The 23,905-nt window shown below is 42.8% G+C and carries 19 protein-coding genes, 1 tRNA gene and 1 pseudogene; 10 read left to right on the top strand and 11 right to left on the bottom strand.

Annotated elements, in window-relative coordinates; translation table 11 throughout:
• Positions 1-60: 60 nt before the first annotated feature.
• Entirely contained in the window at positions 61-297 is a 237-nt protein-coding gene (gene secG / locus ACVPPQ_RS07965; protein ID WP_025083169.1) for a preprotein translocase subunit SecG, read from the bottom strand.
• 78 nt (positions 298-375) lie between these two features.
• Entirely contained in the window at positions 376-1,950 is a 1,575-nt protein-coding gene (locus ACVPPQ_RS07960) for a ClC family H(+)/Cl(-) exchange transporter (protein ID WP_463493855.1), read from the bottom strand.
• A 263-nt stretch (positions 1,951-2,213) separates the two neighbouring features.
• Between ACVPPQ_RS07960 and ACVPPQ_RS07955 the strand changes: the two genes are divergently transcribed.
• The 4 genes from ACVPPQ_RS07955 (at position 2,214) to ACVPPQ_RS07940 (ending at position 7,711) form a co-directional block, all read left to right on the top strand.
• Entirely contained in the window at positions 2,214-3,569 is a 1,356-nt protein-coding gene (locus tag ACVPPQ_RS07955) for an aspartate ammonia-lyase (RefSeq protein WP_463493854.1), read from the top strand.
• A gap of 14 nt (positions 3,570-3,583) precedes the next feature.
• Positions 3,584-4,771: an NAD(P)-dependent malic enzyme gene (locus ACVPPQ_RS07950; protein WP_463493852.1), complete on the top strand. Its 1,188-nt coding sequence runs from the start codon at positions 3,584-3,586 to the stop codon at positions 4,769-4,771.
• Positions 4,768-6,126: a class II fumarate hydratase gene (locus tag ACVPPQ_RS07945; RefSeq protein ID WP_463493850.1), complete on the top strand. Its 1,359-nt coding sequence runs from the start codon at positions 4,768-4,770 to the stop codon at positions 6,124-6,126. Before ACVPPQ_RS07950 ends, ACVPPQ_RS07945 begins: the two co-directional genes overlap by 4 nt.
• Positions 6,127-6,271: 145 nt before the next feature.
• The gene (locus tag ACVPPQ_RS07940; protein ID WP_106483368.1) at positions 6,272-7,711 is read left to right on the top strand and encodes an amino acid permease; all 1,440 of its coding nucleotides are present in this window, start codon (positions 6,272-6,274) and stop codon (positions 7,709-7,711) included.
• Between the two features lie 175 nt (positions 7,712-7,886).
• Here the strand turns inward: ACVPPQ_RS07940 and ACVPPQ_RS07935 are convergent, their stop codons facing one another.
• The 7 genes from ACVPPQ_RS07935 to ACVPPQ_RS07905 form a co-directional block, all read right to left on the bottom strand.
• Complete coding sequence (locus tag ACVPPQ_RS07935; protein WP_463493848.1) at positions 7,887-9,062, bottom strand: hypothetical protein; 1,176 nt, start codon at positions 9,060-9,062, stop codon at positions 7,887-7,889.
• Positions 9,063-9,081: 19 nt separating this feature from the next.
• Positions 9,082-9,972, bottom strand: a complete 891-nt coding sequence (locus tag ACVPPQ_RS07930; protein ID WP_463493846.1) for an ATP-binding cassette domain-containing protein — start codon at positions 9,970-9,972, stop codon at positions 9,082-9,084.
• Entirely contained in the window at positions 9,947-10,345 is a 399-nt protein-coding gene (locus ACVPPQ_RS07925; RefSeq protein WP_025083162.1) for a GntR family transcriptional regulator, read from the bottom strand. Before ACVPPQ_RS07925 ends, ACVPPQ_RS07930 begins: the two co-directional genes overlap by 26 nt.
• A 174-nt stretch (positions 10,346-10,519) precedes the next feature.
• A complete protein-coding gene (gene argS / locus ACVPPQ_RS07920) occupies positions 10,520-12,211 on the bottom strand; it encodes an arginine--tRNA ligase (protein ID WP_025083161.1) in 1,692 nt (563 codons plus the stop codon).
• Between the two features lie 256 nt (positions 12,212-12,467).
• The gene (locus ACVPPQ_RS07915) at positions 12,468-14,405 is read right to left on the bottom strand and encodes an ABC transporter ATP-binding protein/permease (protein ID WP_463493844.1); all 1,938 of its coding nucleotides are present in this window, start codon (positions 14,403-14,405) and stop codon (positions 12,468-12,470) included.
• A 105-nt stretch (positions 14,406-14,510) separates the two neighbouring features.
• On the bottom strand, positions 14,511-14,945 hold the full coding sequence (locus ACVPPQ_RS07910) for a VOC family protein (protein ID WP_463493842.1): 435 nt from the start codon (positions 14,943-14,945) through the stop codon (positions 14,511-14,513).
• 140 nt (positions 14,946-15,085) lie between these two features.
• Positions 15,086-15,156: transfer RNA gene (locus ACVPPQ_RS07905), tRNA-Gly, on the bottom strand.
• A gap of 140 nt (positions 15,157-15,296) precedes the next feature.
• Between ACVPPQ_RS07905 and ACVPPQ_RS07900 the strand changes: the two genes are divergently transcribed.
• The 3 genes from ACVPPQ_RS07900 (at position 15,297) to ACVPPQ_RS07890 (ending at position 18,672) form a co-directional block, all read left to right on the top strand.
• Entirely contained in the window at positions 15,297-15,503 is a 207-nt protein-coding gene (locus ACVPPQ_RS07900) for a hypothetical protein (protein ID WP_025083158.1), read from the top strand.
• A 448-nt stretch (positions 15,504-15,951) separates the two neighbouring features.
• Entirely contained in the window at positions 15,952-17,544 is a 1,593-nt protein-coding gene (locus tag ACVPPQ_RS07895; RefSeq protein WP_463493841.1) for an APC family permease, read from the top strand.
• Positions 17,545-17,760: 216 nt separating this feature from the next.
• Entirely contained in the window at positions 17,761-18,672 is a 912-nt protein-coding gene (locus tag ACVPPQ_RS07890; RefSeq protein ID WP_463493839.1) for an alpha/beta fold hydrolase, read from the top strand.
• On the opposite strand, the gene ACVPPQ_RS07885 is transcribed toward ACVPPQ_RS07890, so the two are convergent.
• Positions 18,656-19,444, bottom strand: a complete 789-nt coding sequence (locus ACVPPQ_RS07885; protein ID WP_463493837.1) for an HAD family hydrolase — start codon at positions 19,442-19,444, stop codon at positions 18,656-18,658. The genes ACVPPQ_RS07890 and ACVPPQ_RS07885 overlap by 17 nt on opposite strands.
• Positions 19,445-19,715: 271 nt before the next feature.
• Here ACVPPQ_RS07885 and ACVPPQ_RS07880 point away from each other — a divergent pair, with 271 nt between their 5' ends.
• Both ACVPPQ_RS07880 and ACVPPQ_RS07875 read left to right on the top strand, forming a co-directional pair.
• Positions 19,716-19,955, top strand: coding sequence for a helix-turn-helix transcriptional regulator (locus tag ACVPPQ_RS07880; RefSeq protein WP_463493835.1), 240 nt, complete (start codon positions 19,716-19,718; stop codon positions 19,953-19,955).
• Positions 19,945-20,295, top strand: a complete 351-nt coding sequence (locus ACVPPQ_RS07875; RefSeq protein WP_463493834.1) for a DUF2178 domain-containing protein — start codon at positions 19,945-19,947, stop codon at positions 20,293-20,295. Before ACVPPQ_RS07880 ends, ACVPPQ_RS07875 begins: the two co-directional genes overlap by 11 nt.
• 277 nt (positions 20,296-20,572) lie before the next feature.
• On the opposite strand, the pseudogene ACVPPQ_RS07870 reads toward ACVPPQ_RS07875, so the two are convergent.
• A pseudogene (locus ACVPPQ_RS07870) lies at positions 20,573-23,042 on the bottom strand (heavy metal translocating P-type ATPase).
• 196 nt (positions 23,043-23,238) lie between these two features.
• On the opposite strand from ACVPPQ_RS07870, the gene ACVPPQ_RS07865 reads away from it, so the two are divergent.
• Positions 23,239-23,856, top strand: a complete 618-nt coding sequence (locus ACVPPQ_RS07865) for an endonuclease III domain-containing protein (RefSeq protein WP_463493833.1) — start codon at positions 23,239-23,241, stop codon at positions 23,854-23,856.
• The last annotated feature ends 49 nt before the right edge of the window (positions 23,857-23,905 follow it).

The following is a 23,905-nucleotide window of genomic DNA, read 5'->3' as shown; positions in this document are numbered from 1 at the left end:
CCTGCCATTCAACAGGAGACCGCATCAACGTTCTTATTAGAATTCGATCCGCCTGTTAAATTAGTGTGATGAAAGATACACCAACGCTAACGCAAAGACGAAGAATAAAATGCCTAGGACAACTGTGACTTTTTGCATGAAAGCTTCAAAGCCCCGTGCCTTTTGTTTACCAAATAAATCACCAGCACCGCCTGATAACGCACTCAAAGCATCTTGCTGTTTACTTGGTTGCATCATGACTGCAATTACAATCAAGATTGAATCGATTAATAATAAGTTCAGGAAAAGATTTTCCAACCTAACCCCTACCTTTCTATCTACACTGTCTTTTAATACTTTAGCATAAAAAGTAATCAGACACCACATTTTTATCAATTATTTCACTAGATTTTCATCGATTTCTTGCAACTGTTGCGCCGCCAATTCAATCTGCCGTCTCACCGACGCGCGCAATTGGTGTTTGGTTAAAATTACGAGCGTATCCCCCGCCCGAATTAACGTATCGCCATGTGGAATTAACTCGGATTCCCCCCGGCGAATTGCAATCAATAAACTGGCTTTTGGCCAATCCAATTCACGTACTTGGCGATCTTCCAATGGTGCGCCCACAAAAACCGGCACCTCTAGTCGATCACTATACCCTTCAATTTGCGGCGACACTTTGCCAATTAACCGTTGCAATAGCGATTCATAAATTGGTGCACCACCCATTAAATCAACCACCACATACGCGATTAACGACAGAATCGCCAATGGCATCAGATGCGTTAGTGAACCAACCATCTCGGTCACCAATAAAATCGCGGTAAACGGTGCTTTCCCGATGCCGGCGAAATAACCACCCATTGAAAAGATAATCAAATTAACCACGTAATTTGGTGCCAATAACCCTAATTTCATCATCGTTAACCCGTAAACCGCCCCGATTAAAGCCCCCAATGACAGAATCGGTAAAAATATCCCACCCGGTAAACCGGAACCATACGAAATCATCGAAAAAACAAACCGAATCACTAATAAGGCAATCACGATTTTTAAGCTGGGAATCTGCTGGCCTAATTGCGTAATCACCGCATTGCCGCCGCCCAAAATGGTGGGCCAAAAATACCCAATCGGAATGACTAAAATCAACGGCACTAATCCCCGATAACGTTGTGGTAATTTAAGCTGCGCATAAACTTGCGGCATCCATAACAACACTTTTTGATACAAATAACCGGCTAAGCCCAGAATAATCCCGAGCACAATCAAATGCCAATATTGATTAATCGGCAAACTCTTGGTGTACGCAATATGTAAAACCGGCGTTAATCCAAAAAAGTTTAACGACACAAAGTTAGCCGCTAACGCACTCGTCAACGCCGTCAGCCAAACTAACGGTGAAAAGTTATGGTAGATTTCTTCTAAAACAAATAACGTGCCGGCAATCGGCGCATTGAAAGCGGCAGATAAACCCGCAGCTGCCCCACCGGCAATCAACAATCGTCGATCGGTCCCTTTATTATGTAGCTTTTCAGCGACGCCTTGACCGACCGCCGCGCCGAGTTGAATGGAAGGCCCTTCACGCCCTAAAAACAAACCCGGACCTAGACTCAAAAGACCGCCAACAAATTTTCGCCAAAGAATCGACCACCACTTCAAGTCGAATTCGCCCGCTAATTGGCCTTCAACTTGTGGAATCCCCGAACCACTGATGTTCGGTTCCTGTTTCAATAAATGGGCGACGATTAAACCGCACACCACGCTAATCGCTAACACAACCAGCAAGAGACTTGGCGCCTGTTGCGCACGTTGGTATAGATTAACCGAAAGTGCTAAACTCTTTTCGATTAACAATCGGAAGAGACTCACCACAATACCGGCTAATAATCCAACAATGAGCCCCTTAATAAGAAAGAAAAAGCGCGTCTTATTAAAGCGACTCTCACGTCGTGAATTTTCTTGTGCCACACGCATTCCTCCAAAAATAAATTGATGATAGTTTTATTATAAACTACTTGTCTAATGAATGATGGTTAATCGGCTAAAACTCATCATATCACAGCTAATTCCGACTTCAAATCTGTGAAATTATCCGCATTCTAATCTTAACTAAAATTCGATGTTAAAGTCATTAAAATCACGTTACAGCATCATTTGTAACCGTTTACACCTTGCGGATAATATGTTTAGCTTAGGGTGTTCTTAACAATTAATTTTTTGGAGGAATCGACATGACAAGACTTGAACGTGATAGCGTCGGCGAAATGATGATTGATGATACAGCTTACTATGGTGTCAACGCTGCTCGTGCGCAAGAGAATTTTAAGATTACCGATAATTTATTAGATACCGACTTTATTATTAGTCTCGCTGAAATAAAAAAAGCGTGTGCCTTAACCAACCGACAATTAAACGTGTTAGACCCCGCGATTGCTAACGCGATTGTTCGCGCCTGCGACGATATCATTGGCGGTAAACTACACGATCAATTCATCGTAGATCCACTCCAAGGGGGCGCTGGTACGAGTTCAAACATGAACGCTAATGAGGTGATTGCCAATCGAGCCATCGAATATCTGGGCGGAACTCGTGGTGCTTATGATCTCGTCCATCCCAACGATCACGTCAACAAGGGCCAATCGACCAACGACGTCTATCCTTCAGCTGGCAAACTAACGTTACTCAAAAAAGTCCCACTATTAATGGCACAACTAGATTATTTAGAAAACACCCTTCTACAAAAATCGGACCGTTACCAAGACATCATGAAATTAGGACGTACCCAACTCAATGATGCGGTCGCCTTATCGGTCGGTGATGAGATTCACGCTTATTACACTGTGATTAGTCGCAATCATCAACGAATTTTAACCGCGACCAATGAATTATTACGGATTAATTTAGGCGGTACCGCCATCGGGACGGGGCTCAATAGCCATCCCGATTTTCCACAGACTGCTGCCCAAATTCTACGAGAAATAACCGGTTTTAATTTCTTGCCTAGCCAAGATCTAATCGATGGTACGCAAAACGTCGAAAGTTACGCCGTTTTGGCCGATAATCTTAAAACACTAGCCCTTAGCCTTTCTAAAATTGCCAACGATATTCGCTTGCTCTCTTCGGGACCCTTATCCGGTATTGGCGAATATCGGATTCCAGCCAAACAAAATGGCAGCTCAATCATGCCCGGTAAAATTAATCCGGTGATTCCTGAAATCGTTAATCAATGCGCATTTGCAGTGATTGGCAACAACACCACGATTTCAATGGCGGTTGAAGCCGGCCAACTCGAATTAAACGCCTTTGAACCGGTTATCTTCTATAAACTCCTCGAATCATTCCAATATTTAACCCGGGCCATCGACACCTTCGTCACCAATTGCTTAGTCGATTTAGAACCGGATCCACAACGCTGTCTCGAAAATCTCGAAAACAGCACTTCCTTGGCAACTGATTTGTCAAAAGTCGTTGGTTATTCACGAGCAGCCAAAATTGCCAAAGCAACGGTTAAATCAAAAGACGACTTCAGAACAACTGCCTTGAAAGATGGTATTCCTGAAAAACTAGTCAACCAATTACACTACTGAAAGGAAACATGATCATGACTATTAATGAAGAAGCACTCGCTTTACACGCCGCTAAACAAGGTAAAATCGCAGTAGAAAGTACGGTTCAAATCCAATCGATGCATGATTTAGCACTCGCATACAGTCCCGGAGTGGCCGAACCTTGTCGGGTCATTCAAAAAGACCCTGAAGCCGCTTATCAATACACCGCTAAATCCCATATGGTTGGCGTCATTAGTGATGGTTCAGCGGTTTTAGGTCTCGGTAATATCGGTGCTCAAGCAGCAATGCCCGTCATGGAAGGCAAATCAATTTTATTCAAACAATTCGGCCAGCTCGATGCTTTTCCGATTTGTTTAGACACGCAAGAGCCCGCAGCCATTGTTACGGCCGTCCAACAAATTGCCCCTAGTTTTGGCGGCATTAATTTGGAAGATATTGCTTCGCCTAAATGTTTTGAAATCGAAGCCACTTTGAAAAAAACATTAAATATTCCGGTCTTTCATGACGATCAACACGGCACCGCAGTCGTCGTTGCGGCCGGTTTAATCAACGCGTTAAAATTAATCCATAAATCAATCGACAAAATTAAAGTCGTCCTCAGCGGCCCGGGTGCGGCCGGGACGGCCATCATCAAGATGCTCCAAAATCTCGGCGTCACCAATATTATCGCGGCCGATCAATTCGGAATTCTGCGCGCTGACGATTCAAATAGTCAGGCCCATAAACGTGAAATTGCCGCAACGACTAATCCGGAGCACGTTACCGGTCAACTGACCGACGCAATCGTCGACGCGGACGTCTTTGTTGGTGTTTCTGTCGCAGAAGCACTAACCCCTGAAATGATTCGCACAATGGCGCCGGATCCAATTATTTTTGCCTTAGCCAATCCGATTCCAGAAGTCATGCCCGAAATTGCCAAAACCGCTGGCGCAGCGATTATTGCAACCGGCCGTTCGGACTATCCGAACCAGATCAATAACGTGCTCGCATTCCCCGGTATTTTCGCGGGCGCCCTCCAAGTGCGGGCGACTGAAATCAATGAAGCCATGAAAGTTGCGGCGGCTTACGCGATTGCCAATTACGTCACACCAGACCAACTAACGACCGAACACATCATGCCCGAAATCTTCGAACCAGCCATCAGTGACACTGTCGCCCAAGCTGTAGCTAAAGCGGCGATTGACGCCGGTGTCGCGCAAAAAGGAGTGACTGCCAAATGACCCGAATTGAACACGATGCGCTCGGTCCCGTTGAAATTGATGATACCCATCTATGGGGCCCACAAACGCAACGAAGCCTGGAACATTTTAAGATTAGTACCGAAACGATTCCACTCCCCTATATCACGGCCTTAGCCCAAATTAAAAAAGCGGCCGCAATCGTTAACCTAGCCGAACATAAACTATCTAATGAACGCCAACAAGCGATTTGTCAGGCAGCCGATGCGATTATTGCCGGTCAACATGACAGCGAATTTCCATTAAGCGTTTGGCAAACTGGTAGTGGCACGCAATCAAACATGAACGTCAACGAAGTGATTGCGCATCTCTGTAATCAAACACATGCCGATTGGATGCATCCCAACGACCACGTCAACCTTTCGCAAAGTTCTAACGATACTTTCCCGACCGCAATGCACCTAGCCATCGTCGAAGCGATTAGCACCCAATTATTACCTGAATGTCAAAAATGGGCCACGCTCTTACAACAAAAGGCCAGTGATTACGCCGCAATTATCAAAATCGGGCGTACCCATTTACAAGACGCCACCCCCCTATCCTTCGGTCAAGAGGTTAGTGGCTGGGCTGGCATGTTAATCAATAATAGCCAGTTTATCGACCAAGCCCAAGATGCCGTGCGCAACTTAGCGATTGGTGGAACCGCCGTTGGGACCGGCATGAACGCCTCACCAACATTTGGCACCGCAATGGCTGAACAACTCAGCCACCAATATCAGTTGCGTTTCACCAGTGATCCGAATAAGTTTTACGCTTTAACGAGCCATTCTGCCATCAGTTACCTGCATGGTGCCTTACGCGCTTTAGCCGGTGACCTACTCAAAATTGCTAACGACATTCGCTGGTTAAGCAGTGGTCCCCGGTGTGGTTTAGGCGAGATTACGATTCCAGCCAATGAACCAGGGAGCTCAATCATGCCGGGCAAAGTTAATCCAACACAATGTGAAGCCTTAACCATGTTGGCGGTTCAAGTCATGGGCAACGACACCACGATTCAAGTGGCTGCCAGCCAAGGTAACTTCGAATTAAACGTCTTTAAACCAGTAATCGCTTATAATATGATGCAATCAATTCAATTATTAACTGACGGTCTCCGTTCGTTCCGGCTTAATTGTTTAGTCGGCTTAACCCCAAACGTTGAAAAAATGGCAGCCTTATGTGAAAACTCATTAATGTTAGTGACTGCACTAAGTCCCCATATTGGTTATGAACAAAGTGCTAAAATTGCGCAAGCCGCACTGGCTAACCAACAAACGTTAAAAGAGGCCACGCTTGAATTAACCACTATTTCTGAAGCTGATTTTGATTTGTGGGTCAATCCACAAAATATGAGTTGATTTGTGATAAATACTACGTACACTAGTCATCAACACTCAATAGCAGTCATATTAATTTGACATGACTGCTATTTATCATTGCTATCTCATTAATTTTCGCTTAATATGCAAGGAGTACCTAATTAATATCAAAGGAGATTTTATCATGGCATCAGATACAAAACAATTGCGCTGGTTTAACGTTGCACTAATTGCCTTCGTCGCCGTTTGGGGATTAGGCAATGTCGTCAACAACTATGCACAACAGGGACTTTCTGTTATTACTTCTTGGATTTTGATCATGCTTTTATATTTCGTGCCTTACGCCTTAATTGTCGGTCAATTAGGTTCCACTTTTAAAGAGGCGAACGGTGGCGTTTCATCTTGGATTAAAGCCACCAGTACAAAACGGCTCGCTTATTACGCCGCTTGGACTTATTGGGTCGTTCACATTCCTTATTTGGCTCAAAAGCCCCAAGGAATTCTGATCGCGATGAGTTGGCTCTTTAAAGGCAATGGTAATTTCGTCAACACGATTTCATCCTTGACGGTTTCGATTATCTGTCTCGCGTTATTCTTATTATTTCTCTGGCTATCATCACGCGGGATTGCAACTTTAAATCGGATTGGGAGTATCGCAGGGACGGCCATGTTCATCATGTCGATTCTTTTCATTATTCTAGCCGTTTCAGCGCCTTTCATGACTAAAGGGGCGCACATCGCAACACCGGATATGACCAGTATCAAAACCTACATTCCTAAATTTGATGTCAACTACTTCACCACGATTTCAATGTTAGTTTTCGCCGTGGGTGGTGCTGAAAAAATTTCACCTTATGTCAACAATACGCATAATGCCGCCCGCGAATTTCCGAAAGGAATGTTAGTCCTCGCTGGGATGGTCGCATTCTGTGCGATCTTAGGGTCATTCGGGATGGGAATGCTCTTTAATTCCAACCACATTCCATCTGATTTAATGGCAAACGGCGCTTATGAAGCTTTCCGTCGTTTAGGCCTTTATTACCATGTCGGCCCAACTTTCGTAATTCTCTATGCGCTCGCCAATACGCTCGCTCAAGTCTCAGCTTTGGCCTTCTCAATCGATGCACCGCTTAAAATTTTGCTAGGTGATGCCGATAGCAACTTCATTCCTAAAAAATTATCGAAACTCAACGCTAAAGGGATTCCAACCAACGGTTATATTTTAACCGGGACCTTAGTCGGTTTATTGATTGTGATTCCCGCCCTTGGGATTGGCAATATGAATGAGTTATATAACTGGTTATTAAACTTGAACTCAGTTGTTATGCCATTGCGTTACCTATGGGTCTTCTTAGCTTACATGCTCTTAAATAAACAATTAAAGAAATTCAATTCAGAATACCATTTCGTTAAAAATCCGACTGTCGGTATGATTATCGGCGGTTGGTGCTTCTTCTTCACCGCTTTTGCTTGTTTGATGGGGATGGTACCGAAACTCAGTTACGCCGCTAACCCATCAACTTGGTGGTTCCAATTGAGCTTAAACATCATCACACCAGTCATCTTCATTGCACTGGGCATGATTCTACCAGCCATTGCGCGTCATCAAAATAAAGTAGCTTAGTCAAACTGTGACAGAACTCGGTTATCAATTGAGTATCAAGTTAAAAAATCAGATTATCCCGTATTTAGGATAATCTGATTTTTTTGATTTGAACGGAGATTGATGAGTTTGGGCACGCGTCAATCAAAAATAGCGTTAATCCCGGATCAACTCAGGATTAACGCTATTTTTGCATTTAATTTATTTTGCGACTGGTTTTAAACCAACTCAATCGTATTTTTCGTTGCCAAGGTCGATCGATGAATAACCAACCACCAATTCCGACGAGTACGACATTGCGGATGAGATACCAAAGTAATAAGTATTTTTCATGGGTGTCCAATAGGTCATAAGGCAGTCGACTGAAAACCCCATTCATCGTCATCAGAAAGGCCACGTATAAAGTCCCTAGGATCAATAGTGGCCATTTCAACCAGTCCATTGTCACCACTTGATTTTGGTGTTCTAACGAACTCTTTTGATAGATTCGCTGACCCAGCCATAAAACAAACATACTGGTCATTAGAATACCGATAATTAATACAAAATATTTCCTGTTTCTATAAACCGTACCAACGTAGTGCGTATCAAGAATCCGATTTAAAAAGAACCGGATACTCCCAGGATCCATTCCATACTGAGTAGTCGTTCGACTTTGGATAAAATGCCGAAGATCCTCTAAATTAGTGATATTAAACGTTAAGGTAAATAGGAGTCCATAAGCACCAACGAGCAAGGTGACTAGTTCACCAACGACTAACCCTAGGAAGCATCCTAAGACGTAAAGCCCCATTAGAATGATCAGTAAGGCCAATTCGTGCTGTAATAGGTTACCAATCTCGATATTAAAATAGGGTTGGTGAACCATTGTTTTTAAAATTAAATAATAACTACTCTGGCCAATGACAATGCCCGCCAGTACCATTAATCCAACTAATTTTATTTTGGCCCAATAGATTGATCGTCGGTTGGTGGCTAGTCCAAATAAAAAAGCATCGAAATTCGTCCGGCGATCATACGTAAAGGTCAGCAGGCCTGCCGTCATACAAATAAAAGCAATTGTCAGGGTCATCACGGACGGTACGGCATTCTCCCGATTATCAAAAAAGTTCAACACCTCTTCTTGAAAGCTTTCAAGCGTCACTTTAGCTGGCTGCTTACCACTACCATCCTGATAACCAGCATACTTCGCCGAATCTGCTTTATAGTCCTTCACAAATTTGGTTGAATGATAATATTGATTATCCCTTTGCCAAGATTGGCCTTGTTGTAAGCCAACGGCCGCTTGAATCCCGACCATCAGTAACAATAACCCGATTAGATATTTGAAATAACGTTGTTTCATAATGGCTGCTAATTGTTGTCGTGTCATTTTAAGTGTCCCCTCTTTTTTAAATAAAAACTTGATAATCATCTTCCGTGACTAAATTAGCTTCAAATAAATCCTCTAGCGTAATTGGTAAACTTTCACACAAGACTGGTTCATATGCTTGAATTTGCGCGTCTAATTCATCAGAATAATTAGGGAAATAAACGACCATCACGCGACCAGAAACTGATAAGACCCGACCGGCTTCTTTGAACAACGCCGGTATCGTATTGGTTTTTAACACAATTTGTAATTTACGGTCGGTTTGCCGTAATTGTTCTAATTGATAATCTTTGATAATTTTAGTTTCTTTCAGAATCAACGTGCGATCGATTAATTGATCGAGTTCGACTAAGTTATGCGACGTGATTAAAACTGCCGTTTGCGTTTGTCCAACGTGGTCTAATAAGAGTCGAATGATGTTCTTACGGACAATCACGTCCAAACCGTCAAATGGTTCATCCAATAATAAATAACGCGCATGGCTACAAACGGCCAAAATAATGTTGAACAACCCCTGCATCCCTTTAGACATCTGTTGGTAGCGTTGGTGGCCGTCCAGATGATACATCGCTAATAAATCCGTTAACTGATCGGTATCAAAATCGGGATAGGCTTGCGCATAGTAGCGACCAATTTGTAATAACTGATTGCCTTTAAAGAATAAGTGCGCTTCATCTAAGTAAAAAAGTTGCGTACGCATTTCAGGTTGAATAGCAACATCGGTTTGATCAATCAAGACCTGTCCATCATCTAATTGATACGAACCGGCAATACACCGTAATAACGTCGATTTACCGACCCCGTTGCGCCCGACTAAACCAATGATTTCACCCGGTTTTTGGGTAAAGCTAATCGCGGTTAATATTGATTTTTTTTCAATTGTTTTATGAACGTTTTGAATTGTTAACATCTGTTTGATTCCTTTCATAACTTGTCACCAGCCATTCTGTCATTTCAGTTTGTGCAACCCCTAAATAACTGGCTTCTAAAACAAGTTCGTCTAATTTTTGTTGAATCTGTTGTTGTTTGGCGATATCACGTTGTTCCGTTTGACGTTCGGCAATGTAGGTCCCGCGACCTTTAACGGTCACAATCACCCGTTGGACTTCTAATAATTTATAGGCTTTGCTGACGGTATTAGGATTCATCAGCAACTGACGTGCCATCTCACGAACCGACGGAATTTGTTCCCCAGGTTGTAAAATACCTTGCATCACTTGTTCTTTAATCATCCATATAATTTGTTCGTAATAAGGTTTAGCACTGGTTTTATCAATTATCATTAAGCAATTCACCACCTTTTCGATTGCTGTACTACTGTGTACTATTATACACAGTACACTTCTAAATACAACTATTTTTTAAGGTAAAATAAAAAAACAGGCATTATGGCATAAAACACCACAATTCCTGTTTTTAAGTTAATCCTCAAAATCTAACCCATTTGAGTCAGCATTTTACATTTCTTTTGGTGCTTGAACGCCTAATAGATCTAAGGCCGTTTCTAAAACGGTACTGACACTCTTAACCAATGCCAACCGTGCGTTGCGTTGATCGTCATCCGCTAAAATCTTAGAATTTGCATAATATTTATTGAAAACTTTGGCTAAACGTAACGCATATTTAGCGATTACTGATGGTTCGTATTCCTTGCTAGCACGCACAATGACGTTCGGGAAGTTATTCAACATTTTTAAAACATCCCAAGCATTGCTGTCGGCAACTACTAATTGATCGTCAGCAACGACTTCTTGGTTGGCTTTGCGTAAAATACTTTGCGCACGCGCATTCGTGTATTGTACGTAAGGACCGGTTTCGCCTTCAAAACGCACCACTTCTTCCAAGTTAAAGTCGAAATTATCTAAACGATCATTCTTCAAATCATGGAAAATAACCGCGCCAATCCCGACTTGCTTGGCTACTTCTGCTTTATTCGGTAAGTCAGGATTCTTCGATTCAATTTGTTGACCGGCTAATTTCACCGCGTCGTTTAAAACTTCTTCCAACAAGATGACCCGACCACTCCGGGTTGATAATTTCTTACCCCCTTGCGTAATCAAACCAAATGGAATGTGATGAATATCGTCTGACCAGTCATTGCCCATTTCTTTTAAAACAGCTTTTAATTGGCTGAAATGTTCACGTTGTTCGCCACCAACGACGTACAATGATTGCACAAAATGGTAAGTATCATGCCGATACATCGCAGCCGCTAAATCACGTGTCATGTAAAGCGTGGCACCATCTGATTTTCTAATCAACGCTGGGTTTAAGTTATAAGCCGTTAAATCAACAATTTCAGCGCCGCGGCTTTCTTGCAATAACCCTTTAGATTCAATCGCATTAACAACCGTATCCATCTTATCATTGTAAAAAGCTTCACCATTGTATGAATCAAATTTAACGTCCAACATGTCGTAAATCTTTTGGAATTCTTTTAAGGATTCACTTCTGAACCATGACCATAATTCAGTGGCTTCTTCATCGCCACCTTCTAGTTTTCTAAACCAAGCACGCGCTTCATCATCCAATTCAGGATGTTCAACGTCTTCTTGATGGAACTTCACATAATATTTCAATAAGTTAGTGATTGGATCTTCTCTAACAGCTTCTTCACTACCCCATTTTTTGTAAGCCACGATTAACTTACCAAATTGCGTGCCCCAATCACCTAAATGATTAATTTTAATGGGTTGATAGCCTACTTTAGTTAAAATTTTGGCAATTGAATTACCAATCACGGTTGAGCGTAAATGACCCATTGAAATTGGTTTGGCAATGTTGGGTGATGACATATCGATTGGTACGTTACCGCCTTGGCCTAAATCACTTTGACCATAGTTACTCATTTCAGTTAAAACGGTTTTTAAGATTTGATCACTAAACGCCGCTTTATCTAAAAAGAAGTTAATGTAAGGGCCAGTTGCGACCACTTTTTCAAAATCAGTCGCGTCAATTTCAGCGACTAAATCTTGGGCGATTTGTTGAGGCGCTTTATGCAAACTCTTCGCCAAAATGAAGGTTGGAAAGGCATAGTCCCCTAAATCTGACGTCTTAGGGGTTTCAATTAATTTTTCGATTTGGGCTAATTCTAATGTCTCACCTAAAACTGATGCTAACGTATTGGCCACTTGTTGTTTAAAATCCATGTTAAATTCCTCCTTTAATTTCCGAAAAAAAAGTCCCTTCCAAATAAATGAAAGAGACGAGATTTCCCGCGGTACCACTCAAATTGATCAATCGATCCACTTTAAAGTATGCAATTGTTCAATCAAAAGCGCGCCACATCAGTTTGATTATTCGGCTTACACAATCCCGAACTCGCTAGTAATCGCCACTGATATTATTCTTTCGACTGTTCTATCTTGATCCTAGTATAACCAATCCGAATTAATTTTTCAACTATTATTCAGCAGCCAACGCTTCAATTGGATCTAACTTCGCCGCTTTACGGGATGGCGCTAATGCTGCCAGTAAACTAATCAGAATACTGATGACAATTCCAAAAATAATATAACCACTTGAAATATCAACAATCGCCATATGCGTTAACGGTTTCGCAATCGTATTGACAATCACTTGGCCGACTCCCGCGATTAAAGCACCGAGGACACTTGATAATAGACCAATCAAGAACGCTTCCGAAACGAATAAATGGCGAATATCTTTCTTGCGCGCACCAATTGCCCGTAGAATGCCAATTTCTTTGGTCCGTTCAGAAACACTGATGTATAAAACAACAATAATCATAATCGCAGAAACTAAGAGTGAAATACCAGCAATACCCGCTAAGACATAGAAGGCTAACATCAAATAAGTGTTGATCGAGTCTAAAATCGCACCGACCCCCGTAATTTGATAATCTTTATGCGCTTTGCCAGCAACTTGGCTACTATAAGTCTTAATCTTATTTTGCACCGCTTTAACATTCGCCGTTTCATTAATCGTCACCGCGGCAAAATTCGGGGCAAACTCTAATTTTTGAGCAGCGTACATCGCCGCTAGTGTGTTGTAATTAATTGCGTCCGTGCCGGATTTAATAATTCCCGAAACTTTCAACGTCTTTTTCATTTGAACCGGTTGTTGATTCTTCGAAAGCGCGTTGACGTAAACCGTAATCGTCCGGCCGACCATCTGTTTATAATGTTTATTCAATTCCTTAGCGGTCGCTTTGGTTAACAGAATTTCATCTCGCCCAGGTTGATGACCAACCGTAATGTCTGACACCCGTTCGGTCTTATTAAAAGTTTGGAACATTTGAATCGTAGTCCGCTTCTTTAAATAATTAACCTGGACCCCTTGTGCGAAAAAGCCTTTTTCAACTTTTGTTACATTCTTAATCTTTTTAAAACGATTTAAATCTTTCGTTGCTAAATCTCCGGTATCACCCGCTTCGGTCTGTTCTTTGGTGATATTTCTGGCCACTTGGACCGTATTCGGATTAACTTGTGACGAGACCTGATCATTGATGTAGCCGGTCACTCCTTGTCCCAGGCCCAGCATTAAAATCACCGAGAAAATCCCAATCGAAGCGCCAAAGATAATCAACAGATTACGTTTAATATCGTAACGCATGTGTTGCATCGCCATTTTAAACGCCGATGCAAAGCTTAACGGACTATTCTTCTTTGTAGCAACTTCTGCTGGCGCTGGATAAGCCGCCTTCAATGACTTGTCATAATCAATTTGACCATCAACCATATGAACGACGCGCGTGCCGTGATCCGCAACTGCTTGGGAATGCGTGACGGCAATCACCAACTTACCATCTTCAGCAATCTTTTGGAGAATTTCGAGAATCTCCGCGGTATTTTGGCTATCCAACGCCCCCGTTGGTTCGTCGGCAATAATCACATCGGGATTGGCCGCTAGTGCCCGTGCAATTGCGACTCGTTGTTTTTGGCCCCCCGACAATTGATTAGGATGTTTATGTACATGGTCTTTCAACCCAACTTGTTCGAGCAAAGCGGTGGCTTTAGCGACCCGTTCTTTGTGCGATAAATTAGTCATTTCGAGTGGCACCATCACATTTTCCAAATTGGTTAAATGACTGATTAAATTAAAACTTTGAAAAATAAAACCAATCGTCTGACTCCGATACGCATCAAATTTCTTTTCAGACGCATTTTTAAGGGATTCACCGTTGACGATTAATTCACCATCGTATTGGTGATCTAATCCGCCAATAATATTTAATAAGGTTGATTTACCACCACCGGATTCCCCCAAGATGGAGACAAATTCGCCTCGATCAAAATTGAGATTAATCCCTTTTAAAACTTTAAATTCTTCTTTATTCACGTAATATGACTTGTGAATATCTTTGATTTCTAACAATGTCATTCGATTCACTCCTGCCCATTCAATCGCCTAGAGTTTAAGGCGTTTACTACAGTCATTACTTTACCAAACCACTAATTGGGACACAATCCGCCTAAAGTCTTAACCCTACTGAATAATCAGCATATCATTGGCATCAAATTGCCAGTCCTTGGAGTAAGCCACTTCCCAATAATAACCGTTCAACTCTTTAAAATAGCCACTGTAACCACCCCAGTCGCCCCACGTCAGGGGTTTCACTAAAGTGGCACCGTTGGCCAATGCCCTTTGAAAGACACGATCAGCTTCAGCTACACTCTTCGTATTATAAGCGTAGGTCACGCCATTAAACGTCGTCGGCATTGGGTTCTTCTCTGCATCAAGACCGATATCAGCCAACAACGCTTTGTACGGAAAGAGTTCCAGTTTAGTGCCAAAGTTATTAAAAAAAGCAATCACATCAGCGTATTCGCTAGCCGGTTCATTAAAACCAAGTGCTTGATAGAATTTACGAGATGCCGTTAAATCTAAAACGCCTAAACAAATTAAATGGATACTATTCATCAGTTTGACCCCCTTGATTAGTTGTGAACCCATTATAACTGATAAGGTTTCAAAAGACGATGCTTCGCACTCTGACTAGCACAAAAAAACGATTACCCTCAAAATCGGATAATCGTTTTTCACTTATACTGTTTTATAGAAGCGAGTGACGGGAATCGGACCCGCGACACAAGCTTGGGAAGCTTGAATTTTACCACTAAACTACACTCGCATACCGCTTTAGTACTTGCCTAGTATAGCATATTATTTCGATTTTGTGCATATTTTTTTAAAAAACCGGTTCAAGGACTTAACAAAGCGCTACCCGATAAGGTATACTAAGGTCATTAAGCTAAGATTGGAGTCCTATTGATGGTAGATACGCGTGAAGAAACACCAGTTGCCACTGAATCAACGACAACTGCCTTTCATTGTCCAGCATGCCAAGCCGCTATTGATTACGGTATCAAGCGTTGTCCTACTTGTCAGACTGCCATTTTCTATCGCGATATGTCTGAATCATTTTGGAATGATCGTAAAGTTAAATTACTCAAACAAACCGACGCGATTCATCGCTAAGCCTTAATTTATACAAGCACCGAGCTGTGACAGAACTCAGTTATTGATTGAGTGCCCCCATCCACGGTTTGATTCTGAGCATTAGCCTAGTTTCGTGAATAAAGTCTAAATTTTGACTTTGTTTACGAAACGTCGCTAAGCACAGGAATCAGTGGGGGTGGCACGTTATCATTGAGTATCAAGTTGAAAAGGTGATTATCCCGAACTAAGGATAATCGCCTTTTTGATTTGAACGGAAATTGATGAGTTGTGGCGCGCGTTAAAGAAAACTGGCCGTTTAATGTCAAAATATCAATAAATTTTTTAATGGTTACCTTCCGAAACTAATTTTTTTGAAATCGCGAACGTCACTGCTGACAAACGATTGGTGGCCCTTTCTTAATCCGATTGCCATTTGTATCCCCCCTAATTGGTTGCTATAATAGCTCACCATACACAGGAGGTTGCCATGTTAGAGAAAAACAAAATGAGTTTATTTAGTTTAGTCATGTTAGGCCTCAGCTCAATTATTGGTTCAGGATGGTTATTTGGTGCTTGGGAAGCGACGACCGTTGCCGGACCGGCCGCCATTATTTCTTGGATTGTCGGGGCAATTGTGATTGGCGCCATCGCTTTTAATTACGTTGAACTCGGCACCATGTTCCCCGAAAGTGGCGGCATGAGTCATTACGCTCAATATAGTCACGGTTCTTTATTAGGTTTTATCGCCGCTTGGGCCAATTGGGTGTCGCTCGTAACGATTATTCCAATCGAAGCCGTGGCCGCTGTTCAATATATGAGTTCTTGGCCGTGGACTTGGGCCAATTGGACCAATCATTTTATGCACAATAGCGCGATTTCAAATCGCGGATTACTCGTCGTTTTCCTATTTATTATCGTCTTTACGTTACTTAATTTTTGGTCAGTTAAATTTCTGACCCGTTTCACGAGCTTTATCGCCATCTTTAAATTGGGTGTGCCGCTCTTGACGATTATCTTATTGATTTCAACTGGTTGGCATCCCGCTAATTTTGGTCATTCAATGGCGACTTTCATGCCGTATGGTTCCGCTAAAATTTTTGCGGCCACTTCGGTATCGGGGATTATCTTTTCCTATAACGCCTTTCAAACCGTGATCAATGTCGGCAGTGAGATTCAAGATTCCAAACGCAATATTGGGCGCGGCATTGCGATTTCACTCGGCATCAGTATTGTGATTTATCTATTATTACAAGTCACCTTCATTGGCGCGGTCTCACCAACAATCATCGCCAAGACGGGTTGGCACGGGTTAAACTTTCAATCGCCTTTTGCCGATTTAGCAATTCTATTAGGGATTCATTGGTTAGCCGTCTTACTCTATTTAGACGCTTTTGTATCACCTTTTGGGACCGGCGTTTCGTTTGTTGCGTCTTGTGCGCGCACCTTTGCCGCCTTGAAACAAAATCAACACATGCCGGCTATCATCGGGCGCTTCAACGCCCAATACCATATTCCGCGGGTTGCGATGGTGATTAACGCGCTCGTTAGCATGTTACTCGTCTCGATTTTTAGAAGTTGGGGAACCTTAGCCAGTGTCATTTCAACGGCGACACTGATTGCCTATCTGACTGGTCCGGTCACCGCAATGTCCTTACGTAAAATGGCCCCGGATTTCAAACGACCCGTTCAATCGCGTTGGCTCAAAGTCATGGCGCCTTTTTCATTTGTTCTGGCTAGTTTAGCGACTTATTGGGCGATGTGGCCGACGACGATTAAGGTGATTGGCGTGATTCTGTTAGGGATTCCTTTTTACATCTATTATGAATACCGCCGCCATTGGCAAGATACTTGGGCGCAAGTTAAAGGCAGTTTGTGGCTCATTATCTATCTCGCATTGTTATCGGTGATTTCCTATGTTGGTAGTAGTGCGTTTAATGGTCGTAACTGGCTACATTATCCATATGATTTCATCGTCATCACGGTGCTCGCCTTAATTTTCTATTACTGGGGCGTCGTTAGTCGCTTCCGTTCACAATACTTTGCACAAGCCGAAGCGATTAATCAAACCGTTAAAGATTAAAATTAAACTGCTCGTTGCACACGCACCACTTAAAAAGGGGCATCCGCCAAAAATTCTGGCGAATGACCCTTTTTTATATTGCGGTATACAAAATTGTGCTTCTAACTACTTGCGATTGTTCAATGATGTATAAGCAGACTAGGTGCATTATTAATAATCTCTGCTAGAATGGGGACAATGGCAACAATGAAAGCCCTTTAAAGGAGGCAATAAACCATGCACGTTTTTAAAATTAACTCGACTAAAGCCGATGTCGAATTGCATACCATCCTTTGGGAACCGACCGACCAAACACCCGTCGGTATTCTCCAGATTATCACCGGTATGGCCGAATATATTGAACGCTACACCCTGCTAGCAGAATATCTAACCGCTCAAGGTTGGGTGGTTATCGGCCATGATCATCTGGGACAGGGTCATTCAGTCCAATCCCTTAGCGAATTGGGCTACTTCGGTCAAGATGGTGCAGCGACACTACTGGCGGATAGTTTAAAAATTGGTCAATTCGCTCAGGTACGTTATCCCGAACTCCCCTTGTTCGTTCTAGGCCATTCAATGGGCTCAATGCTCGCGACCCAGTATTTGAAACAAGCGTCCAGTCGATTAAGTGGTGTTATTTTCATCGGGGTAATTGACGTCCCCGCTGTTTTAAAAGTTGGCTTACCGGTCATCCGACTCATCGCTAAAAAGGCGCCCCACAAACCGGGGAACGTCCTAAACCGGCTCGCTTTTGGCATCTATCCACAAAAATTTGATCGACGCCGCCCCTTTTCCTGGCTGAGTTACAATTTAGACAACGTTTCCGCCTATGAACAAAATCCCCTTTGTGGTTATACCTTTACCAACAATGGTTTTGCAACCCTCTTTACCATCGCGCAACAGTCCAGACAAACGGATTGGTTCGCCACAAATCAAACTTTTCCAATGCTTGTCTTAAGCGGCCAAGACGATCCAGCCGGTGGTAATGGTCGTCGGGCCCGCCAATTAACCAGTCAGTTTAATCAGGCGCAATTGACTGCCGCGACGGTCCAAATCTTACCACACACTGCCCATGAAATTTTACAAGAAACGACCGCCCCCATTACCTTCCAAAAAATTGCGTCTTGGTTATCTATAATAATTTCTTGATTTCTTTTAAAACCCCATAATTATCATTCGTATCGGCTTGATACGTCGCGTATTGGGCCATATCAGGCGCTGCATTGCCCATTAGATAACTATATTTCACGGTTTGAAGCATTTCCTTATCATTATAAGTATCGCCAAACGCCATCATTTCGGTTGGTAATATCTGGAAATGCTCGGCCAATAAATGCATGGCATGCCCCTTATTGACACCCTGATTCATAATATCAACCCATTCAACGCCCGCAACCGTCACTGAATAATCACTGCCAAATTCCGGTCCGTAAACCTGATTGTAGAAGGCTTGACTATTCTTTTCGGGGAAATAGACGGTAAATTTATCCGCTTCAACCGTGACTTGGGTCAAATCATCAACATATTCAATATTGGCATAAAATTGACGGAAGACGGCATCTGAATCTTGATATTGCCGTTCAATATAAGCAGCGTCCATCCCACAAATCATCCCGATTCCGGTCTGGCTTTCATTCACAAATTGAACCATTCGTTGATAATCGTTTAAGGGTAATAAACTCTTAAACAGAATTTCACCTCGATAGCTGATGACGCCCCCGTTATCACCGACATAACACATTTGGTCGGCTAACGTCGGAAACATTTGTTTCAACGTATACAATGGACGACCACTAGCGGCTGTGAATAAGATACCACTTTCGGTCAGCGCATGAACTGTTTCGACAAAATCGGGTGGTAGCTGCCCCTGTTCCGTTAATAAAGTATGATCCATATCGGATGCGATTAATTTAATTGCCATTTAGTAAACTCCTTCTCAATAATTACTTCTAATAATATAACGTTTAAATCTAATTCTAGCAACCGATTACATTGATTTTAAAACGATTAAAGAGACTAACATCCCCTATATGTAGACGTTGGTCTCTTTTAATACTGTCCTGATTTTAAGGTTAATCGATTCAAGCGCAATACATTTAATTCAGCCTACATAGAAAATTAAAATTATATTTTGTATAATTAAACTTTACTTTTATCAAATAATATTTTATAATATTATTTGAGGTGATGAGATGAAAAAAGACCTTGGTGATTCCATAGATAATAAAGTCTATGAGTTTAGAGTTTTAGCGAGATTATCGCAGCAAGAACTTGCTAAAAAAGCAGGAGTCTCCAAACAAACAATTTTTGTGATGGAAAAAGGCAACTATATCCCTTCAATGCTACTCGCCTTCCGTCTTGCAAAAATATTTAATGTCGATGTTAACGAGCTATTCGTATATAAGGAAGGTGGAAATTATGATGGCGATTAAATCAATTTCAGATATACCCAATGTCGCATTTTATTCTTTAAAGAGTTGGGCTGAAAGTTCAACAACTAATTGGAATAGACTAATTGGATTCGGTATATTCTTACTAGTTATAGGCGTGATCTTGCTTTGGACATATTCGAAAAAAATCGGTAAAGAAGATGAGTACTCACAAAGGATTTATTATATAGCCTGTGCATCAGCGCTTCTTACTATTGTTTTCTGCGATATAATATTTCCCAAAACATACATGTGGCATCAATTCTTTTTATTTAAATACGCTCTTGCTTTTATAGTTGCTAGCATTAGTATGGCAGTCAATTATCACAAAGATTTTTCATAGAATCCATAAATATTTCTCCGCTTGTAGTTAACCAGAGGCCGTGATAAAAATTTTCGAATTGAATCGCCATTTGCCTTAAACACTAGAATACTTCCGTGCTGATTTATTATAAGTTGGTAGTAGCTCATAACAGGGACACTGTTTTTCTTGATCGTTAAACCTTGTCCCCGTTATGGGTCTTTTTTTAGGCCACCAGTGTTGTGCTTAGATTGACAATTCGTCCCATTTAAAAAGGCCGATTCCCTATCGTTCAGGAATTAGCCTTTTTAGTTGGTGCCTATTTTAACGTCAACCGTTTCAAACGTAATGCATTTAATAACACCGAAACTGAACTAAAACTCATCGCTGCCCCGGCAATCATCGGGTTTAATAAGGGTCCTCCGAATAGATGTAAGACCCCCATCGCAACTGGAATCCCCAAAACGTTATACGCAAAGGCCCAAAAGAGGTTTTCTTTGATATTGCGCATCGTTTTGCGACTCAACGTCAAAGCTCGTGGCACGTCTTGTAAATCGCTATGCATCAGTACGATATCGGCTGATTCAATCGCCACATCGGTGCCAGAACCAATCGCAATCCCGATATCAGCTTGCGCTAACGCGGGCGCATCGTTGATGCCGTCGCCAACCATCGCCACGATTTGACCGGCTTCTTGTAAAGCTTGCACCTTTTGTGCTTTTTGTTCTGGTAAAACGTCGCTAATGACTTCAGTAATCCCCACGGATGCCGCAATCGCTTGCGCCGTTTGCGCGTTATCGCCCGTCAACATCACGACTTGAACCCCTTGTTGTTGTAATGCTTGAATCGCGGTGGCACTCGTTTCTTTAACTGGATCCGCAACCGCGACCACCCCTTGGAGTTGGCCCGCTTTAGCGAGATACATCGGTGTTTTACCTTGCGCCGCTAATTGCTGAACGGTGGTCTGTTGCTCAGCCGTCACTGACACATTTTGTTGTTGCATCAACGCCTGATTACCAAAAGCAATCGTTGCTTCAGCCACTTCGGCTAATAACCCAAACCCGGGAACGGCCGTAAATTGACTGATCGGTAATAAAGCTAAATCCTGATCCGTTGCCACCTGTTTTAAGGCACTCGCCAACGGATGTTCCGAACCGACTTCGACACTCGCCGCCAGTTGTAATAATTCAGTCGTGGTCCCTTGAACCACTACCGTATCGGTCACTTGGGGTTGGCCTTGCGTAATCGTCCCAGTTTTATCTAAAACGACCGTTTGAACCCGTTGGGCGGTTTCGAGCGCCGTCCCACTTTTGATTAGAATGCCGTTTTCAGCCCCTTTACCGGTTCCGACCATAATCGCTGTCGGCGTCGCTAAACCGAGCGCACACGGACAGGCAATCACTAAGACCGAAATCGTAATCGTTAAGGCAAATAACCATGATTCCTGGCCCAAGAAATACCAAGCTAAGCCGGAAAAGGCCGCTAGTCCCATCACAATCGGTACGAAAACGCCGGCAATCGTATCGGCTAATTTTGCAATCGGTGCTTTTGACCCTTGAGCTGATTCAACCAATTTTACGATTTGAGCTAAAGCCGTTGCCTCACCGACTTTAGTGGCTTTAAATTGGAAACTACCATTCTTATTCAGACTGGCCCCAATCACCGCATCGCCGACTTGTTTTTCAACCGGTAAACTTTCACCGGTAATCAACGCTTCATCAATCGCGGAATGTCCACTAATCACTTGTCCATCAACCGGAATCTTTTCACCCGGTTTAACCAGAATCACATCGCCCACTTTTAAATCGGCGACCGCCACGGTCTGTTCAATTCCGTCTATTAAGACCGTCGCTTGCTTTGGCGCTAAATTCATCAACCGTTCAATTGCGGCCGATGTTTTGCCTTTCGAACGCGCTTCAAAATATTTACCCAGCGTGATTAAGGTTAAAATAACACTGGCTGATTCATAATAAAGGCTCATTGTTAGTGCGGTTTGGCCAAACAAAATACCAATAGTCGCAGCCAGACTATACCCCCAAGCCGCACTCGTCCCGAGCGCCACTAACGTATCCATATTCGGATGTCCTTTGAATAACGCTTTAAAGCCAATGGTGAAAAATGACCGACCCCAATATAACACCGGTAATGTCAGTAGCAGTTGCGTCCCCGCGAACATCAACGGATGGCTAGTCGGGTGCCAGAGACTTGGTAACGGTGCACCGACCATATGCCCCATTGATAAATACAGTAGCGGAATCGTCATCAATGCGGACCACCAGAAGCGGTGCCAGAGCACTTGTAAATGCGTCGTCCGTTTATCCTGGATCTTAGCCGCCGTTTGTTGATGATCGACTTGTTCAGTGGCTTGATAACCGGCATCACTAACGGCCGCTTCAATTTCAGTCACGGCCAATTGTTGACTATCGTAATCGACCTGCATTTTCTCGGTCGCTAGGTTGACGGCCGCAGTGCGGACGCCTGGTAATTTACGGGTCGTGCCTTCAATCGTTTGCGCGCAAGAGGCACAAACCATCCCGTCGATATTAAAAGTTTTGGTGGTCATCGCTGACTCCTTTCTCGCCTAATTACTAAGCAATCGTGTATTTCGTATCTTGCAATGCGGCCGCTAACGTCGTTGAGGCAATCGGTTCAGTAACCGTCAACGTCGCTTGCTTTTGGGCTAAATCCATTTGGACGGATTGAACCCCCGCTAATTTTTCAAACCGAGCTTGCACCTTTTGTGTACAACCCGCACATTTCATGCCATCAATCTTAACAATTTGTTCCATGATTAAATCCTCCTGTTATTTACATTTGTAAACTTTATCTTTAAAAAAATAGCCGTTGCGAACAACTGCTTTCTTTCGATACATTAAATTTACATCTGTAAACACAAAAAGTCAAGCCTTAAATCTCATAAGTGTTCACGGACTGAGTTAATCAATCGGCGTGCTAAACTAATGACTAGCAAAGGAGGTCCTCATAATGATTGATTACACCACACTCTACCATCAACTCTTAGCCCAACATGGTCCGCAACATTGGTGGCCGGCCGATTCAGTTTGGGAAATGATGATTGGCGCCGTACTCGTTCAAAATACAAATTGGCGCAATGTCGATTATTCGCTCGCCAATTTAAAGCGCACCACTGCGTTACAACCGGCTCGCATTCTGGCGTTAACCGATGACCAACTGATGACGTTAATCCGCCCCAGTGGTTTTTATCGACATAAAAGTCAGACGCTGGTTGCCCTCCTCGATTTCTTCAAGACGCACGATTATCAGATTGGCCAAATGGACGCGACTTATTCAACGCTTGAATTACGGACCTTATTATTAGCACTCCCCGGCATCGGCCCCGAAACCGCTGATGTCTTATTATTATATGTCTTCAATCGACCAGTCTTTGTTGCCGACACTTACGCCCGCCGCCTCGTGGCCTACTATGAACAACGGTCGCTTAAAAGTTTAACTTATGCCGGGGTCAAGGAGCAACTCGAGGCGACCTTAACCACTTTGACGGTTCAAGACTTCCAAGAATTTCACGCGCTGATTGATGAATTCAGTCCAACATTGCTTCAATCCAACCAAAAAGACAACTAATCAGGACTTAAAATGCAAGTCGCGACTCGTTGCCAGACGTATTTCATTA

The organism is Latilactobacillus parafuchuensis, assembly GCF_055271665.1.
The sequence above is the reverse complement of the archived record's forward strand: the minus strand, read 5'-3'. Positions and strand labels throughout refer to the sequence as shown.